This window comes from Gallibacterium faecale (assembly GCF_027920745.1).
Taxonomy (GTDB): Bacteria; Pseudomonadota; Gammaproteobacteria; order Enterobacterales; family Pasteurellaceae; genus Gallibacterium; species Gallibacterium faecale.
This window is the reverse complement of sequence record NZ_JAQIBB010000038.1, coordinates 1-16786: the sequence shown is the minus strand read 5'-3', so window position 1 is coordinate 16786 and position 16786 is coordinate 1. Positions and strand designations below refer to the sequence as shown.

Here is a 16786-nt window from a genome sequence, read left to right as displayed (position 1 = left end):
TTTATCAAGTCAAAAAATTTAAACGTGTATTGCGCGATTTAAACGCCATTTAAACGGCATTCGATTTTAAGTTTCGCGCCAAAAAATTCTTTCTTTCAATAAAATCTTTAAAGCCCTTTAAAATTAATTCTTCCCTCTCTTCGTTAATCTAAGCACATCGAACATGAAAAAGGTGTGTTATGGACTTAATCGAAATCTTTCGCGCCGGCACGCGCCAAGATGCCAACGGCAATACTGTCACGATTACCGCTGCCGACTTACAGACTATCGCCAATAACTATAGTGCAGACTATCACGAAGCGCCTATCGTAATTGGGCACCCTAAGCATGATAACCCCGCTTATGGCTGGGTAAAAGGTTTGGTGGTTGAAGGCGACGTATTAAAAGCGGAAACCCAGCAGGTCGATAGTGAATTCGCGGAGCTGGTACGCGATGGCAAATTTAAAAAAATCTCTGCTGCATTTTACTTACCAAACTCTGCAAACAATCCAAAACCTGAGGGATTTTACCTTCGCCATGTTGGTTTTCTCGGCGCGATGCCGCCAGCAGTGAAAGGGCTAAAAGACCCGGTCTTTGCAGATGGCGATACGGAGTTTGTCGAGTTTAGCGACTGGGCCAACGCCTCGCTGTGGCAACGGCTGCGCGATTTTCTTATCGAAAAATTTAGCCTTGATGACGCTGACCGCGTTTTGCCGGCGTGGCAAGTGCAAAGCTTACAAGAAGATGCGGTGCGTGAAGAAGTAAAGCAAATTTATGACACACCACCCTCACCTATTTTTAATGAGCCCGATGATAAACCAGATGAAGGAGGAACTATGTCGGAAGAAGAAAAGCAACGTCTTGCAGCCCTTGAAGCTGAAAATGCACAGCTAAAAGCTGCACAAGCGCAAGCACAGCGCGAAAAAATGCACGCGGAAAATGCGGCATTTGCAGAAAGTTTGGTTGCGGAAGGCAAGCTCTCACCGAAGCAGAAAGAGGCGGCGCTCGCATTGCTGAATACAGAGCATGATAGCGCTGAATTCTCGGAAGATGACTTTAAACAGCGTTTAAAAGCATTTTTAACCGAACTGCCAAAATCGATTGAATTTAACGAGGTGGCAACGAAAGACAAAGTGGCTGACGTGCAGGATAACAGCGTGGAATACGCCGAAGGAACTGACCCTGCCTCAATCGAGATGGATAAAAAAGTGCGGGCTTATATGAAAGCGCATAGTGTGAGTTATGTTGACGCATTTAACGCAATTAATCACTAAAAAGTAAAAAGGAGACAAAGACATGGCTGCCCATGATTTAGCAAAACTACGCGTGCAAGACCCGGTATTGACTGAGCTAGCACAAGGCTATTACAACAACGAACTGGTGGGTGAAACCTTAATGCCCGTGGTCGAAGTAGAAAAAGAAGCGGGAAAAATTCCGACATTTGGACGCTTAGCGTTCCGCCTGCCGTCCACTGTGCGTAATTTACGCGGCGCGTCAAATCGCCTAGAGCCAGAAGATATTGGCGCAATTGATGTCGCGTTAGAAGAACACGATATCGAATACGCGATTGACTATCGTGAAGAAAACGAAGCAATTTTTAGCTTACGTCAATTTGCGGTGAATACGACACAAGATGTGATTGCGTTAGGACGTGAAAAAGCGATTGCTGATGCGGCACAAAACGAAGCGAACTATGACGCGACAAATAAAATTGTGTTATCCGGCGAGTCGCAATTTAGTCATGAAAATTCAGCCCCTTTTGCCGTATTTGATGCAGCAAAACGTGCCATTAAACGTTCCATCGGGCGAAAAGCGAATGTTTGTGTGATTGCCGGTGACGTGTGGCAAGTCTTAAAAAGTCATCCAAAGGTCATTGAAAAAATCAAGTATGTACAAACTGGGATTGTTACGCCAGAGATTTTTGCTAAGTTGATTGATGTCGATACGGTCAAAATTGGCGAGGCGGTGTATGAAGATGCTAGCACGTTAAAAGATATTTGGACCGATACGATTGTGCTGGCGTATGTCGCGCCACGTTCTACCGAGAAAAAAGGCACGGTTTACGAACCAAGTTACGGTTATACCGTACGTCGCAAAGGCGGGTTATTTGTTGACCGCTATCAAGAAAATGGCGGCAAACTCGAAGTTATCCGTACGACCGATATTCATAGACCGCACTTGGTGGGTAAGCCCGCAGGCTATCTGATTAAAGACTGCTTAGCTTAGGAGGGTGTCATGGCGCGCACGACCAAACAAACAGAAGCCGTATTAACTGCAGTGGTTGCGCATACTGCAATCTTGCATAACGGCAAACGTTACGATGTAGGTGATGAAATTGCACTTACGGAAGACGAATATCATCGTTTAGCGGTGTATGTCACGCTAAAAGATGCGAAAGCACTCGAAAAAGCAAAAGCAAAAGCAAAAGCCGAAGCCAATGCTCAAGCGTTAGCAGAACAAGCAAAAGCGGAAGAAGCAGCTGAAGTAAAGGCGGAAGCGGGCGCTAAGGAAAAATAATGTACATCACGGCAGACATGTTAATTGCAGCGTTTGGTCGCAATATCTTAGTCCAGTTAAGTAACGATGACAGTCGTGCAACCGAGATTGCATTGCCTGTCATTAATGCCGCGATACAAGTCGCTAGCGAACGCATTGATGCCGCGTTACGTTCTCGTTATCAGTTGCCCTTGACGGAAACGCCAACTGTGATTAGTCAACACTGCTTATCACTGGCGCGTTACTGGCTGTACGCCCGTCGCCCGGAGACAAAAATGCCAGAGACGGTTAAAGAGACTTATCAGCAAGCGATTAAAGAACTGGAACATATCGCTACCGGTAAATTGCATCTCGGTGTCGCAACGTTAGATGAGGCGCGTGTTAATGACTTGTTGCTGGACAGCGGTGAGTTTAAAGTGCGGTCAGCGCAAAAGTTGAATACGGACAGTTACTGATGTCAGCTACGTTGCCGATTTTAACCGCGATACAGCAGCACTTGTCAGACGCGTTACCTGATTGGCGGGTTGAGCTTATGCCGGATAACCCAAGTGATTATTATCTGGCGCACCCAAATGGGGTGGTGTTAGTCGGTTATGTCGGCTCGACATTTGGCAAATTGCGAGCGACTGACATTGTTAGTCAATCTCGCACGGTACGCATTATGCTCACAGTGATTAGTCGTAATTTACATAACGATAATGGCGCGTTGTTGCTGCTCGACCAGATTAGATTGTTAATGGTGGGGTTTCGTCCGCCAAATTGCAGCGAGTGCTACTTAATTAGCGAGCAATTTGATAGCGAAGAAAGTGGCGTCTGGCAGTATCAGCTTGTGCTGCAGGTCGATACCGTACAAGTGCAACAAACAAAAACACAAGATTTACAAAAATTGGTCGAAGTGATTACTCGTCGCAACGGGCAACCGCTCGACCCAAGATTAACGAAAAAGGAGACAACTTAATATGGCTTATCATCATGGCTCAGAAACGATTCGCGAAAACGGTGGTAGTGTTCCGGTCAGTCAAGTCGATGGCGCAATTGTCGGGATTGTCGGCACCGCGCCGGTGGGCGAGGTAAATACCCTCAAACTCTGCGTTACCAAAAAAGATTTTGCGCAATTCGGCAATATCTTAGATCGAGGTTACTCGCTTTGTGATGCGTTAGATATTTTAAGTCGCTACGCCGCAGGACAAGTGTATGTAATCAATGTGTTAGATCCCGCTAAACATCGCACTACCGTCACAGACGAAGCATTGACGTTAGATGTTAATACTTTAACTGCTACGACAAAACAGGCAGGCTTGATTGATTTAACGGTCAAGGCAGGTGCAGAAGTATTAGTTGCGGGCACAGATTACCATGCAGATTTACTCACGGGAGAAATCAGATTTACCGCTAATAAAACCGATGTCACCGCCACTTACAGCTATGCTGACCCAACCAAAGTTACTGAAGCGGATTTACGCGGTGGGGTGGATACCCGAACCGGCGTGCGGACTGGCTTTGAGATGTTACGTGCAGGCTTTAACTTATTCGGTACAGACGCGAAGATTTTAATCTGTCCGCAATATGACGCAACGGCAACGATGACGGCATCGCTTGAAACGCTTGCCAGTCAATTAAATGCAGTGGCGTATGTGCAAGCCCCACAAGGTACAACCTTCGCGCAAGCGATTCAGGGCCGCGGCCCAGAAGGCACCATTAACTTTAAGACCAGCTCTGACCGCACTCAACTCTTTTTCCCACACGTCATCGGTGAACGGAACACATTAGAGAGTTTAGCAACCCACGCCGCAGGCTTGCGAATGCTTACCGACGTGGAGCAAGGTTATTGGTACAGTATCTCGAATCGCCAGTTAAAAGGCGTTATCGGCGTTGAAGTGCCGCTCACTGCGCGTATTGATGATAAGCAAAGTGAGACCAATCGCTTAAATGCAGTTGGGATTACGACCGTGTTTAATAGCTTTGGTACAGGCTTTAGGTTGTGGGGTAACCGCCTTGCATGCTATCCGACGGTGACGCATATCAGTAATTTTGAAACGGTACAGCGTACTGCAGATTTAATTGATGAAAGCATCCGCCGCGTTGAGCTGCAATATATGGACTTACCGATTGATGAAGCGTTGCTAGATAGCCTTATCGGCACAGTGGAAACTTATATGGCTACACTGAAATCGATTGTCGGTTATAGCGTTAGTCTTGACCCCGATGCCGACTTAGTTGATGCATTCAGCCAGGGGCAAGTGCCAATTCAATACGATTTTACCCCAAAAATTCCGGCGGAACGCATTACGAACAACTCTATCGTCACGCGTAAATATCTCGTTAACTTAGTCTCAGGAGGTCAATAATGAGTGCGGTAATCAATCAAGTTGATAACGCTAACGTGTATCTTAACGGTAACAACTTAATCGGCAAAGCGAAAAGCGTTAAAACGCCGGAGTTTGAAGTGGAGTATATTGAGCATGATAACTTAGGTTTAGTCGGTGTGATTAAATTGCCAAGCAAGGTTAACCCGCTAGAGGGCGAAATTACGTGGGATGGCTTTTACCCAGAAGTCGCCGCGATTGCCAGCAACCCATTTAAAACGGCGCAATTGATGGTACGAGCGAATGTAAGGGTGTTTAATGCAGCAGGCTTAGCGGAAGAAGTGCCGCTCGTGCTGACGTTAAACGCAATGTTCAGCAAATTTGATCTTGGTGAATACAAAAAAGAGCCAACAGAATATCCGATGACGTATCAAGTGCATTCCATCAAACAGGTAATTAATGGCAAAGAGGTGTTATTCTATGATGCATTTAGTAATCAGTATCGCGTGGCAGGACAAGATATTTTACAAAAATATCGTACCAATATCGGGCAATAAAAATCTTTAAAGCGCTTTAAAATCAAATTTAAACGCGGTTCAGTAAACTCCTTAGTAGATTAACAACAACTAAGGAGTTTTTTATGTCTATGAAAGTTGAAGCATTAACTAACGTGATTCGTTTATCCACCCCAATTACCTTGGCGGACGGTACAACGTTAGAGGAGGTAAAAGTACGTGAACCGCTTGTCAAAGATTTTCGCCGCGCCGCGCAATTAGAAAAAACGAGCGAAGCACGAGAAATTGTCATTATTGCAACGTGCTGTGGTTTGGCTGTAGAAGATCTTGACTTATTTACTTGGAAAGATTATCGAAAAATTAGCGTCTTTCTTTTCGGGGAAGATGATAGCGAATGATGATTTGATGGTGATTTTGGCAGATTTGCAATGGTGGTTTAAATTTGGGTTATCTGAATTAGATACACTGACATTGCAAGAATTAGATGCGTGGCTAGCACAAGCACAGCGTCAAATTAAAGCGGGATATCAATATCAATCATCGTTGGGTTAAACGGTGGAGGGCTTGACATAAACTAAAAAGCGTTTGTGTTAAGCCAGCTATCATGGCAATGAATAACCCCACAAACGGGCTAATGATTGTTGTTATAAAAGCAATAAAAAGACTCGCAATAACAAACACGACAAACCCCATTACCCAGCCATAATCATTGATAGCTGTGATAACCGCTAAAGCAATACCGCCTACCGCGCTAATGATAAACATGCTCAGCAAAAGAGCAAAAGTGCGGGCATAAATAGACTTCTCTCGCCATAAATCCGCAATGTCATCAAACATGATCTCACTCTCCTTACTTTTTTGCTTAATTATTAACTATATATCAGGGCAACACAAATGGCAAAAGAATTAGCGATTGGTTTAGTGATTGGCGCAGCGCTAAGCGGCGGCTTTAAAGCGACCTTTAATCAAGCTCAAAAAGTGGCGCAAGGTTTGGGTGATCGGCTTGCGAAATCTTATCAGTCACAATCACGCTTAAGCACTCGCATTGAACGAGCGCAACAAAAACAACTGGCGTTACAACAACGCATCTCTTTAGCTTACGCCTCTGGTGATAGAAATGTTGATAAATTAGTGCGACGTTATGAACGAATGCAGCAAGCGATTGGGCGTGTCGTCACTAAACAACAGCAATTTACCGCCGCGATTCAGCGTGCTGAACAAGCACAAAAGACTTTGCAATCAACGATTGATAGACAACAGGCACGTAAAGAACAACGTCAAGAGTTGGGTGCTAGCGTCATGAAAAGCAGTGCAACTGCAACGGCGATCGCTCTTCCCGTTTGGTCGGCGGTAAAGACTTACACTGAGCAAGAAGAAAGTGCTAACAATCTTAAAATTGCGATGATGAAAGCCGACGGCACATTCGGCGAATTTGATGAAATTAGCAAGATTGCGGGTGAGCTAGGCAATACTTTACCCGGCACGCGAAAAGATTTCTATGATTTAACCCGCGCCTTGAAAATGCAGGGCATCAGTGATGAAACGTTAAAGAAAGGCGGGCTAGCCACTTCAGCAAAACTCAATGTCTTGCTAGATATGGATCAAATGGCGGGCGGTGAATTTTTTGCCAAAATGATGGAATCGCACGGACTTTCTGAGGCAGAAATGGGTGTGGCGGCGGATGATTTGCAACGTGCAATGTTTGCTGCCGGAATGAACAAAGAGCAGATGTATGGCGCAATGGCTTATTACGCCTCTAATGTACGTTCGATGAAGCTCACGGGGCGTGAAAATACACGAAAACTCTTTGCGATTGAAGGATTAGCTGCACAGCAAGGGATGGAGGGCACATCTTTTGGGACAGGTTTTTCAACGATGCTTGATCGGATGAATAAGGGCCCGAAAATGCTGGCTGAAGCCAAAAAAGGGATGAAGGCGGAAGCAGCAGAATTGATGGATAAGTCTGGTGTGAAGTTTGAGTTTTGGGATAAAAAAGGGAACTTCAAGGGTATTGATGCAATGATAGGTGAGCTTGAAAAGCTCGATGTCATTCGGAAAAAATTTGGTGACGAAGGTGCAGGATTAGTTGCAGAGGGCTTGTTTGGCGTTGAAGGAAAACGTTTAGCGTTATTGTTAGCTGAAAAAGGGCTTCCGGGATTACAAGATTTTTTAAATAAAATGCAAGCGCAAGCCAGTCTTGAAGATCGTATTGCGCAAAAAACAAAAACACTCTCCTCCGCGTTAGAAGCTTTAGGTGGGGTTTGGGAAAGCGCGGTGGGAACGTTTGGTTCAGCGTTTGCGGATGATATAAAGTCATTTGCGAATACAGCTCAAAATTTCATCGAACAGACGCTTACCCCGTGGATTGAGCAGCATAAATCGTTAATCAAGTGGGGTGTTGCGACAGCAATGGGGTTAGCCTCATTAAGTACGGCTGTCTTCGCACTCCGTTTTGCTTTTAGCGGTTTGTTTTCGGTAGGGGCAGCACTTAAACTGCCAATGCAATTGCTTAAAGCTTACCAAGTCGCGAAAGCAGTGGAAAGTTTAGGTGGGTCCGTTTCGCGTTTTACTCGCTTGAGTAAAGGAATTGGGTGGGCATTTACAATATTTAAAAGCGGGTTAAGTGGCTTGGCAAGAGGCGGTGTTAGTGTAGCCAGCGTGCTGGGTGGTATGTTGGTTAGAGGGGCAACGCTAGCGGGTAAAGCAGTGCTCTTTTTAGGGCGCGCAATGCTTGCCAACCCAATCGGACTTGCGGTGACGGCAATTGCACTCGGTGCTTACTTAATTTATCAATACTGGGAGCCGATTAAAGCCTTCTTTGGTGATTTATGGACAAATATCAAAACTTTTTTTAATTCCGGTATTAGCAATATTACTGCCACTATTCTTAACTGGTCACCGCTGGGGTTATTTTACAAAGTGTTTGCCGGCGTGCTGTCGTGGTTCGGGATTGATTTACCTAACAACTTTACTGCGTTTGGTAAAAACATTATAGATGGCTTTGTTAATGGCATTACGAATACCTGGACGCTTGCGAAAGAAAAAATCGGTGAACTCGGCGACGGGATTAAAAGCTGGTTTGCGGAAAAACTCGGCATTCATAGTCCGAGCCGCGTGTTTATGGGCTATGGCGAAAATACAGTTGACGGGTTAGTTATTGGGGTAGCGAAATCAGCTGTAAAAGCCGCGGGCGCAGTAACAGGCATGGGTGAGCAAATGCAGCAAGCGATGCCAAAAACATTATCTGCCCCTGTAATTGAAACTGCGACGAAGATAGCGACGGCAGCGCCGAAAGCTGTCACTGCAGCGCCACGGTCGATTACCTCGCAGGCGCAACAACTGTCTGCGCTTGCTGCAAAACAAGTGACTGCATCAACAACGCCTGTTAAGACTAACAAAGCTAAACAAAAAACGGCGAATCAACGTCGAGTAAATCGACAAGCGGCAGATAAGGCTACTGCAGCACTGACAGCAAGTTATTTGCCAGCGCATTTGCGGCGTCAATTATCACAAACACAAAAAATAACTAAGTCGCCTGTATCGCAAACAAAAACAGCACAAGCGATGAAACCGATAGTCTTGCCGAAACCACAAACAGAAAAACCTGCGCAGTCTATGTCGGTCACGCAAGCAACGAAGCCGATTGTAGCTCTGCCAGCACCGACAGTTTTGACGCAAAAACAAGCGATATCTGCTGCAGACTCAACATCGCTCTTCGGTCAAATGTGGCGCGGCCTTAAAGACATTGCCTCTGCGACAGTCTTATCGAAACCACAAGCAGCGAAGCCGATTGTAGCTTTGCCAGCACCGACAGTTTTGACGCAAAAACAAGCGACACCTGCCACAGATTCAACATCAATCTTTGGTCAAATGTGGCGCGGTATTAAAGACATTGCCTCTGCGACAGTCTTATCGAAACCACAAGCAGCGAATCCGGTTGTGGCTCTGCCAACGCCACCGGTGACGCAATACGAGTCATTGCAGCACACAATGCAAGCGCAAAATATGCATACTGCACCGCAGGCACGCAATGGGATAGTTGTTAATTTTAATCCAACGATTAATGTGAGCGAGGCGTCAAGTCAGGGGGTAGTGGAACAAGTGCAGCAAGGCTTGCAGATGAGTTTGCGCGAGTTTGAGCAACTGATTAATCGTGTCGTAGATCAAAAAATGAGGAGAGCTTACTAATGAGTTATGCATTACTCGGTGATATTGCGTTTGATGTGTTAAATGCGCCGACCGCGCTAGATGAAAAACACAGTGCAACTTACGCACAGCACGATGTGTTAAGTGGGCGTCCTCGGCTGCAGGCGATAGGTAATGAACTGACTGAGCTAACATTAAATCTTAATTTGCACTATATGCTTGGCTCTGTGGATGGGCGTTATCAGGAGTTGATTTTAGCAAAAGAAAATCAACAAGCGCTCGCTCTGGTGCTGGGGTTTAGCCAATTTAAAGGCTACTTTGTTATTACGGATATTCAAAGCCAGGCGCTTTATACCGATGGTCGTGGTAACACACTTGCGCGTGACGTCTCATTAACACTAAAAGAGTTTGTGGGGAATCAGGGGCAAAGTTTGTTGGGCTTAGCGCTGCAGTTGGGTGCAAACTCGCCGCTCGGTGCATTGTTACCGGCAGGTGCGGTGAAAGCGATTAATCAAACTAAAGCGTTAATTACAAAAGGCGTGCAGCTCTATCACCAGACAAAACGCGTGATTAATGATGTACGCAATACTGTGACATTAATTAAGACATTGGCGCATGATCCACTTGCCGTTTTAACACAATTACCCTTCGCTTTGGATAGTGTGGGTAAAGCGATAGGACCGCTTGGTGAGATGTTGGGGTTGTCTAATAGCTTTAACGCATTAACAAAAGGGATTGCTGGCGCACAATATTTTATGCGCGATATAGCCGAGATTGCCGACAATTTAAACGTCTTTGAAAGTGCGTTTAAGCAAGGTTTAAACGACAGTGAATTGAGTGAATGGTTCGATGTTGGGGTAAAAGCGCTAGATGATTGTGATGCAGCGCTGGAACGGCTTGGCGAGCCGGTTACGCAAATGACGGCGTGGATTGTGTTACGTGAAGATAATAACGAGGTGCGCGATGAATAAAGTAATTCAGCACACGATTAGTGAGGGTGAGCGTTGGGATTTATTGGCTTATCGCTATTACGGCGATGTAGGCGAAATCAATCGCTTAATTAACGCTAACCCGCATCTCTCATTTTGTGAAGTGTTGCCGCGCGGTGAAATCTTATATGTGCCGATTATTCAAGTGAAAATCGATTCGCAAGCCGATTTACCGCCGTGGATGCAGGGAGAGAGTGAATGAATTTAACTGTGAGCCAACCCGACTTTCAGCTCTTTTACGGCAAAAGTAACATCACAACGGATGTTAAGCCTTATTTAAAAGAGCTGACTTACACCGATTATCTTGCTGATCAATCTGATGAGCTGCAAGTCACGTTTGAAGATATTGAGGGTAAGTGGATCCGCAACTGGTTTCCAACCCAAGGTGATGAATTACGCTTATTGCTCGGCTATGTTGGCGCACCATTAGTGAATCTAGGGGCGTTTGAAATTGATGAGATTGAGTGGTCACACGACCGTCAAAGCGGCACTGTCGTCACATTACGTGCGTTAAGCACGGGTATTAGTAAAGCGAATCGTACGTTAAAGCCAAAAGCATATGAAAATACAACGCTTGATGCAATTGTGCGCGATGTCGCGAAACGGCTTAAACTTAATGTGACTGGTACAGTCGCGAATATTCCGATTAAGCGCGTTACCCAATATCAAGAGCGGGATGTCGAGTTTTTGACGCGTTTAGCTCACGAGTATAACCATAGCTTTAAGATTGTCGGCAAAACGTTAGTATTTACCACGATGCAAAGCCTTGAACAGCGTGCAGCTGTGGCAATATTGGATTTAACACAAACGCTCTCAATTCGCCTGCGAGACCGCATAAAAGATACAGTAAAAAGTGTGGAAGTGGCCGGTTTTAATACCGATGAGAAAAAAGCGATTAAATCAACCAAAAAGACCAAAAGCCGGCGCCCGAATAAGAAACACGTGAAAGTCAGCAATGGAGATACACTAAAAGTCGTTACGCGTGGCGAAAGTCAAGAACAGATTAATGCACGCGCTGATGCGGCGTTACATCAACAAAATGACGACCAGCAAGCGGGTGATATTACGGTGATTGGTGACCCAAAACTGGTTGCAGGTAATACGATTATGCTCACGCAGATGGGAATGTTTAGCGGTAAGTATTTAATTAAATCAGCGCATCACAGTTTTTCCCGCTCAAACGGCTATACCACCAATCTTGAAATTAGAATGTTAGAGTTTATTGAGGAGATACCAAATGCCCCAAGCACCAACCCATAATTTTGCTGCGACTTATCAAGAAGGTATTGTCTCACAAGTCGATGCGAAGCGACACAAAATCAAAGCGACAATTCCCGCATTGGAGGACTTTGAGACCGCGTGGCTGTCATTTTTAACGCCGAATGCGGGCGGTAACCAGTTTTATTGCTTGCCAGATATTGGTGAATTGGTGGCTATTTTACTTGATGCTCGCGGCGAAGGTGGCTGCGTGCTTGGTGCGATTTACAATAATCAAGACCCTACTCCTGCCGCAAGCAATGATATTTGGCTTAAAAAATTTAGCAACGGCACAACAATCGAACACAACCGCAAAACTGGCGATATTACGATACACGCTGCCGGTAAAGTGATTATTAATCATAGCAACGTTGATGTGAATAATGGCACGGTTACGGTTAATGGCGGTGATGTAGTAGCGGATGGTATTAGCCTTAAAAATCACACGCATAGCGGCGTGAAAGCAGGTGGTGACAATACCAGAAAACCGCAATAAAAATCTTTAAACCCCTTTAAAATCAATTCTTCTCTCCGCCCTGTACTCTCAGGGCTATGAAGACACAAATCACACATATCCATTGGCAACTCTCCCCAGACATCAGCAGTAACGCTGCGATTACCGGGGAAGAGGATATCCACCAATGCATTAACAATATTTTAAGCACTCGAAAAGGGAGCGATATTTTACGCCCTGAATTCGGCAGTCATCATTTTGACTACATTGACCAGCCGTTTGATGTCGCTGTACCGAATATCGTGCGCGAAATCTGGACGGCGCTAGAACGCTGGGAGACGCGGATTGTGGTGCAAAGTGTGGAGGTTACCGGCGAAGCGCCGCACTTTTATTTTGCTATTAAATGGTGCTTGCGTGATGACGCGGAGCGACAGATTTATCAAACTGAGGTGAAGCATGGTTAGTCAAGCAAGAGAGGACGTCAAAATTATTGCAGATGACGTAAAAGTCATCTTAGCAGAGGCAATTGCGGACTACGAACAACGCACCGGCAAAACTTTGCAACCGGCGCATATCGAGCGCTCAATTATCCAGACATATGCTTATCGAGAACTTTTAATTCGTAAAGGGATTAACGAAGCCTTTTTACAGACATTTCCGCAGTATGCCACAGGTTTAGCGCTCGATTTGTGTGGTGAGCCGTTCGGCTGCTATCGGCTGCGTGATAAAGCTGCACGTTGCGTGTTGCGGTTTAGTGTAAATGGTGAGCATCAATCGATTTTAATCCCGAAGGGCACTGTTGTGGCGGTTACTGACCAGCTTAGTTTTGTCACGATTGCCGATGACGTGATTACCCCACTGATTAGTTATGTCGAAATTGAAGCAGAGGCGACGGTTACAGGCACAGTGGGTAACGGCTGGGAAATCGGGCGTGTTAAAACCTTAAAAAGCAAACTTGCCACCGATAAAGAGATTACCGTTACTAATATTGATGTCACCTCAGGCGGTATTGAAGAGGAAGATGATGACGCGTATCGCTTGCGCATTCTTGCGGCGCCAGAAGTCTTTAACACGTGCGGCTCAGTAGCTGCTTATGACTATTACACTCGCTCAGTCTCACAAGCAATTGTTGATGTTGCAGTTGTCACCCCTGCGGGCGGCAAAGTGGATATTTATCCTCTTACTGTCACGGGTGTGCCGGATGAACGATTAAAAACCGATATCAAAAATTATTTATCAGCTGAAACACGTCGCCCGTTGTGCGATGTAGTAAGCGTTAAATCACCGGTGGTACGCAATTATCAAATCATTGCCGAACTGACCTTGTTGCAAGGCTATCGCGAGGATATTGTCAAAACGCAAGCGCGCGACGCCTTACTTAACTATCTCTCCACCCGCACCCGCAAACTTGGAATGGACGTCGTACCGAGTGCGTTAATGCAAGTGTTGCGCGTAGAGGGTGTGTATGACGTCGTGATTAATCAGCCAGCAAAAATGATAGTGAGCGCGACTGAGTGGGCGAACTGTACGGCAGTCACGATTAATGTAAATGGGGTGCGTCAGGATGGCTAATTTACAGTACCCGGTCATTATTGCTGCAAGTGATAAGTTTGTCGCGTTATGCGAGCTCGGTAAGCGTCTTAATCTCGCAGAAAAACGTCAAATTATGACGACATTAGTCGAGTTGTTACCGGATGAAGTGATGCCACTGCTCGCTGAAAAATGGAGTATGACCGGCTATGACGGGATGTTTGTCGCTGATACAGCGCAATCTAAATCAGCATTAATCAACAATGCCGTGCAATTGCATCGCTATAAAGGCACACCATACAGCATCCGCGAAGTGATGCGAAAACTGGGGTATGGCGAAATTGAAATTGATGAAGGGCTTATCTTACGCGATTACAGCTCTAATCAATCTGTTGCTGCGATTCCGGCTGCAGAAAAGTGGGCGTATTACGGCATTAAGCTCTCAAAACCAATTACGCGTGATCAAGCAGAAGAAATTAAGAAAGTCTTACGCAGCTATGCGCCGGCGCGCTGCGTGCTCGGCATCTTAGATTACAAATCTGCGCCGTTGCTTTATAACAACAGGGCTACTTATAACGGCGCTTATAACCACGGCTCAATTTAAAAATAAAAAAAGGAGACAAACATGGCAGGGTTGAGGGAAGAAAATAAGTGGGAAAATGAGATTTATCGCATCGAGGAAAGCGACCCCGTGGTTGGCGGTGAAGACGGCATCTCAAATAAACCACAAAAGCAGCTGGCAAATCGTACACAATGGCTGAAAGCGAAAATTAATGAACTTTTTGGGAAAAATACGCCGAAAAAAATCACGAAAGACACAACTAATCTCGTAGCAAACGACGGACACACACATGAAATTGAGAAAGGTAGTTTAACGACGAGAGGTATTGTGCAATTAACGGATAGCGTTAATCAAGACTCATCTGTTTTTGCCGCAACTGCCAAAGCGGTCAAGACTGCGTTTGACAAAGCCGTTGCGGCGTATAATTTAGCGGCCGGTAAAGCTAACGCAACCACCAACATCGCAGCTGGAAATGGTTTAACTGGCGGCGGTCAGCTTAATGCGAATAGAACTATTGCAATGGGAACGCCGTCAAGCATTACTGCGACAACGACAAACAGCGTCACATCGACTAGTCACACGCATGAAATTGAAAAAGGCAGTTTAACAACGAGTGGTATTGTGCAATTAACAGATAGTGTTAATCAAGATTCGTCTGTTTTTGCTGCAACCGCTAAAGCGGTCAAGATGGCTTATGACAAAGCGGTAGATGTATTAAATGTCGCTAACACAAAATTAGACGCTACTGCGACGGCGGTTGCCGCTAACAAATTAGCAACTGCGCGTACGATTTCGTTGACGGGAGCGGTGTCGGGGTCAGGATCTTTTGACGGCTCCGGTAATTTATCTATTAATACTGCAGATAATTTAACTGTCGGGCTTGTTACTAGCACGTCAGCAACGGGCGTCTCTAATGTTGCAACGTCTAACAGTAATACTTATCTCAATGTTGTCGAGACGCGGGGTGGAGTGGCTAATGCAATAGGGTCATCAACGCTCATTACTGGCAACAGAGGTATCACTGTGTCTAGTGACACAGGCGGAAAATTAATTATTACTGGGATGGCGTACTCAAGTGCTATAAATAGCTCATCGGAGTCTCAATTAGCTACATCTGCCGCAGTTAAAACAGCTTACGATAAAGGCGTAGAAGCGCTTAACGTCGCAAATAGCAAGCAATCACCAGCAACAACACTTGCAGGGTATGGAATCACTGATTACAAGGTTTTAGCAGACCTAGGTACAGCTGATTTAGACACAATTAAAACGGCTGGGGTTTACGGACAGGCTTATAACAGAAATGCGACATCTGACAGACACTATCCAGTCGCATATGCAGGCAGTTTACAAGTGCAGCCATCTGCCTACGGTGTAATGCAGATTTACACACGTTTTGATGCGAAACATATGTATGTACGTAACAACTCCTTGAACGGTGAGTGGGGTAGCTGGGTACGTGTTGACGCGGTAGATAAGCTAGATTTATATACTGGCGGCACAGTAAACGGTGATGTAACAATCAATTTGGGCAGTAAGCTGTACGCTAGTAAAATCTCATCAACATCAAACGGTGCAGACTATCTTGATTATTATTCAGATAGCGGGCATGTATTTTATAACGCAAATAACATCAAAATAGCCACACTATCAAACAGTAAACTCGGCGTTGTGGGTGACTTAAACATAAATAACAATATGTTGATGTTCAGTGATGGCATGGCAGCGGGTGATGTTAGTTCGGCTAAAGGCTCAAAAAGTGCAGATGGTATCTGGGCTGACGACGCAAATAACATATTCCATTTTCAGTTCGACTCACCATATAAAACAGACGGTGGCAGTGGAAAAGCGATATTAAAAGCAGAAGATTTTCATACTGGAAAAGGCAATACACTTAATAATGTTGCAACAAAAGCAGTTGACGCATATACACGTGCAGAAAAAGCAGAACGTACGGCAAACGCCAAGCAGTCTCCTGCTACAACTTTAAAGGGATACGGCATTAAAGATGGGGCATTGGCTAAAGGTCTCACCACCGAAAATTTAAATGCCGTTACTACGGTTGGTCTGTACGGGCAAAATCTCGATATCAATGCCACAAGTGACAGAAACTATCCCTATACAGAAGCGGGAGCATTGCAGGTTATAGGCTCAGTTTTTGGTGTAATGCAAATTTACACGACTTGGAAGAAAAATTATGTCTTTGTGCGTAATCAATGGGCTAATGGGTGGAGTAATTGGGTAAGGATTGATGGTTTAGATAGACTCCCACTAACAGGCGGTACATTACTTGGTAATTTGGGTATCAAAAATGGTAATTGGTCTAGAGTCGAGCTATTTAACGATGCCAATAAGCGCTTAGCCATGGAGACAGTACCTGATACTGCTGAGAGTATTGGTACTATCATGTATCGCGATGCAAGTAACAGTAATGAGGCTGTCATTAGTATCCCACGTAAAAATGGCACTATGGCATTAATTGGGGATATCGTTAATACAGTTAAATCGTCTGTTAGCCGTAGTAATAAATCCCGTACTAATACATTCCCACTGAA

At 45.2% G+C, this 16786-nt stretch carries 19 protein-coding genes; 18 read left to right on the top strand and 1 reads right to left on the bottom strand.

All coding sequences use genetic code 11. The annotated features are described in order from the left end of the window. The first annotated feature begins 179 nt into the window (after positions 1-179). From PF272_RS02745 to PF272_RS02705, 9 genes are all read left to right on the top strand, one after another. Complete coding sequence (locus PF272_RS02745; protein WP_271141533.1) at positions 180-1253, top strand: peptidase; 1074 nt, start codon at positions 180-182, stop codon at positions 1251-1253. Between the two features lie 22 nt (positions 1254-1275). Beyond that, positions 1276-2205 (top strand): major capsid protein, encoded by a 930-nt coding sequence (locus PF272_RS02740; protein ID WP_271141532.1) that lies wholly within the window; start codon positions 1276-1278, stop codon positions 2203-2205. Positions 2206-2214: 9 nt separating this feature from the next. Continuing rightward, positions 2215-2496, top strand: coding sequence for a DUF7210 family protein (locus PF272_RS02735; RefSeq protein WP_271141531.1), 282 nt, complete (start codon positions 2215-2217; stop codon positions 2494-2496). Beyond that, positions 2496-2930: a gp436 family protein gene (locus PF272_RS02730; RefSeq protein WP_271141530.1), complete on the top strand. Its 435-nt coding sequence runs from the start codon at positions 2496-2498 to the stop codon at positions 2928-2930. The genes PF272_RS02735 and PF272_RS02730 overlap by 1 nt, the downstream gene beginning before the upstream one ends. Beyond that, complete coding sequence (locus PF272_RS02725) at positions 2930-3433, top strand: Gp37 family protein (protein WP_271141529.1); 504 nt, start codon at positions 2930-2932, stop codon at positions 3431-3433. Before PF272_RS02730 ends, PF272_RS02725 begins: the two co-directional genes overlap by 1 nt. A gap of 1 nt (position 3434) precedes the next feature. Continuing rightward, positions 3435-4823 carry a phage tail sheath family protein gene (locus PF272_RS02720; protein ID WP_271141528.1) on the top strand — a complete coding sequence of 463 codons (1389 nt, stop codon included), beginning with the start codon at positions 3435-3437 and terminating at the stop codon, positions 4821-4823. Next, positions 4823-5338: a phage major tail tube protein gene (locus tag PF272_RS02715; protein WP_271141527.1), complete on the top strand. Its 516-nt coding sequence runs from the start codon at positions 4823-4825 to the stop codon at positions 5336-5338. Before PF272_RS02720 ends, PF272_RS02715 begins: the two co-directional genes overlap by 1 nt. An 83-nt stretch (positions 5339-5421) precedes the next feature. Then, the gene (locus PF272_RS02710; RefSeq protein ID WP_271141526.1) at positions 5422-5694 is read left to right on the top strand and encodes a phage tail assembly protein; all 273 of its coding nucleotides are present in this window, start codon (positions 5422-5424) and stop codon (positions 5692-5694) included. After that, positions 5681-5848, top strand: coding sequence for a GpE family phage tail protein (locus tag PF272_RS02705; protein WP_271141525.1), 168 nt, complete (start codon positions 5681-5683; stop codon positions 5846-5848). Before PF272_RS02710 ends, PF272_RS02705 begins: the two co-directional genes overlap by 14 nt. Here PF272_RS02705 and PF272_RS02700 read toward each other — a convergent pair. Continuing rightward, positions 5834-6133, bottom strand: a complete 300-nt coding sequence (locus PF272_RS02700) for a hypothetical protein (protein WP_271141524.1) — start codon at positions 6131-6133, stop codon at positions 5834-5836. The two genes, PF272_RS02705 and PF272_RS02700, sit on opposite strands and share 15 nt — an antisense overlap. A 57-nt stretch (positions 6134-6190) precedes the next feature. Between PF272_RS02700 and PF272_RS02695 the strand changes: the two genes are divergently transcribed. The 9 genes from PF272_RS02695 to PF272_RS02655 form a co-directional block, all read left to right on the top strand. Then, a complete protein-coding gene (locus PF272_RS02695; protein ID WP_271141523.1) occupies positions 6191-9484 on the top strand; it encodes a phage tail tape measure protein in 3294 nt (1097 codons plus the stop codon). Beyond that, complete coding sequence (locus PF272_RS02690; RefSeq protein ID WP_271141522.1) at positions 9484-10413, top strand: phage tail protein; 930 nt, start codon at positions 9484-9486, stop codon at positions 10411-10413. The genes PF272_RS02695 and PF272_RS02690 overlap by 1 nt, the downstream gene beginning before the upstream one ends. Then, positions 10406-10633 (top strand): tail protein X, encoded by a 228-nt coding sequence (locus PF272_RS02685; protein ID WP_271141521.1) that lies wholly within the window; start codon positions 10406-10408, stop codon positions 10631-10633. Before PF272_RS02690 ends, PF272_RS02685 begins: the two co-directional genes overlap by 8 nt. Next, positions 10630-11691, top strand: coding sequence for a phage late control D family protein (locus PF272_RS02680; RefSeq protein ID WP_271141520.1), 1062 nt, complete (start codon positions 10630-10632; stop codon positions 11689-11691). Before PF272_RS02685 ends, PF272_RS02680 begins: the two co-directional genes overlap by 4 nt. Further along, positions 11669-12184 carry a phage baseplate assembly protein V gene (locus PF272_RS02675; protein WP_271141519.1) on the top strand — a complete coding sequence of 172 codons (516 nt, stop codon included), beginning with the start codon at positions 11669-11671 and terminating at the stop codon, positions 12182-12184. Before PF272_RS02680 ends, PF272_RS02675 begins: the two co-directional genes overlap by 23 nt. Positions 12185-12240: 56 nt before the next feature. Continuing rightward, complete coding sequence (locus PF272_RS02670) at positions 12241-12606, top strand: GPW/gp25 family protein (RefSeq protein WP_271141518.1); 366 nt, start codon at positions 12241-12243, stop codon at positions 12604-12606. After that, entirely contained in the window at positions 12599-13714 is a 1116-nt protein-coding gene (locus PF272_RS02665) for a baseplate assembly protein (RefSeq protein WP_271141517.1), read from the top strand. The genes PF272_RS02670 and PF272_RS02665 overlap by 8 nt, the downstream gene beginning before the upstream one ends. Continuing rightward, positions 13707-14276 carry a phage tail protein gene (locus PF272_RS02660; RefSeq protein ID WP_271141516.1) on the top strand — a complete coding sequence of 190 codons (570 nt, stop codon included), beginning with the start codon at positions 13707-13709 and terminating at the stop codon, positions 14274-14276. Before PF272_RS02665 ends, PF272_RS02660 begins: the two co-directional genes overlap by 8 nt. Positions 14277-14297: 21 nt before the next feature. Beyond that, positions 14298-16786 (top strand): pyocin knob domain-containing protein (locus PF272_RS02655; protein WP_271141515.1); only part of this gene is annotated, 2489 nt, incomplete at its 3' end.

Excerpts from the sequence above, each read along its gene's own strand:
- PF272_RS02745 (WP_271141533.1), top strand. The coding sequence starts at position 180 with ATGGACTTAATCGAAATCTTTCGCGCCGGCACGCGCCAAGATGCCAAC.
- PF272_RS02740 (WP_271141532.1), top strand. The coding sequence starts at position 1,276 with ATGGCTGCCCATGATTTAGCAAAACTACGCGTGCAAGACCCGGTATTG.
- PF272_RS02735 (WP_271141531.1), top strand. The coding sequence starts at position 2,215 with ATGGCGCGCACGACCAAACAAACAGAAGCCGTATTAACTGCAGTGGTT.
- PF272_RS02730 (WP_271141530.1), top strand. The coding sequence starts at position 2,496 with ATGTACATCACGGCAGACATGTTAATTGCAGCGTTTGGTCGCAATATC.
- PF272_RS02725 (WP_271141529.1), top strand. The coding sequence starts at position 2,930 with ATGTCAGCTACGTTGCCGATTTTAACCGCGATACAGCAGCACTTGTCA.
- PF272_RS02720 (WP_271141528.1), top strand. The coding sequence starts at position 3,435 with ATGGCTTATCATCATGGCTCAGAAACGATTCGCGAAAACGGTGGTAGT.
- PF272_RS02715 (WP_271141527.1), top strand. The coding sequence starts at position 4,823 with ATGAGTGCGGTAATCAATCAAGTTGATAACGCTAACGTGTATCTTAAC.
- PF272_RS02710 (WP_271141526.1), top strand. The coding sequence starts at position 5,422 with ATGTCTATGAAAGTTGAAGCATTAACTAACGTGATTCGTTTATCCACC.
- PF272_RS02705 (WP_271141525.1), top strand. The coding sequence starts at position 5,681 with ATGATAGCGAATGATGATTTGATGGTGATTTTGGCAGATTTGCAATGG.
- PF272_RS02700 (WP_271141524.1), bottom strand. The coding sequence starts at position 6,133 with ATGTTTGATGACATTGCGGATTTATGGCGAGAGAAGTCTATTTATGCC.
- PF272_RS02695 (WP_271141523.1), top strand. The coding sequence starts at position 6,191 with ATGGCAAAAGAATTAGCGATTGGTTTAGTGATTGGCGCAGCGCTAAGC.
- PF272_RS02690 (WP_271141522.1), top strand. The coding sequence starts at position 9,484 with ATGAGTTATGCATTACTCGGTGATATTGCGTTTGATGTGTTAAATGCG.
- PF272_RS02685 (WP_271141521.1), top strand. The coding sequence starts at position 10,406 with ATGAATAAAGTAATTCAGCACACGATTAGTGAGGGTGAGCGTTGGGAT.
- PF272_RS02680 (WP_271141520.1), top strand. The coding sequence starts at position 10,630 with ATGAATTTAACTGTGAGCCAACCCGACTTTCAGCTCTTTTACGGCAAA.
- PF272_RS02675 (WP_271141519.1), top strand. The coding sequence starts at position 11,669 with ATGCCCCAAGCACCAACCCATAATTTTGCTGCGACTTATCAAGAAGGT.
- PF272_RS02670 (WP_271141518.1), top strand. The coding sequence starts at position 12,241 with ATGAAGACACAAATCACACATATCCATTGGCAACTCTCCCCAGACATC.
- PF272_RS02665 (WP_271141517.1), top strand. The coding sequence starts at position 12,599 with ATGGTTAGTCAAGCAAGAGAGGACGTCAAAATTATTGCAGATGACGTA.
- PF272_RS02660 (WP_271141516.1), top strand. The coding sequence starts at position 13,707 with ATGGCTAATTTACAGTACCCGGTCATTATTGCTGCAAGTGATAAGTTT.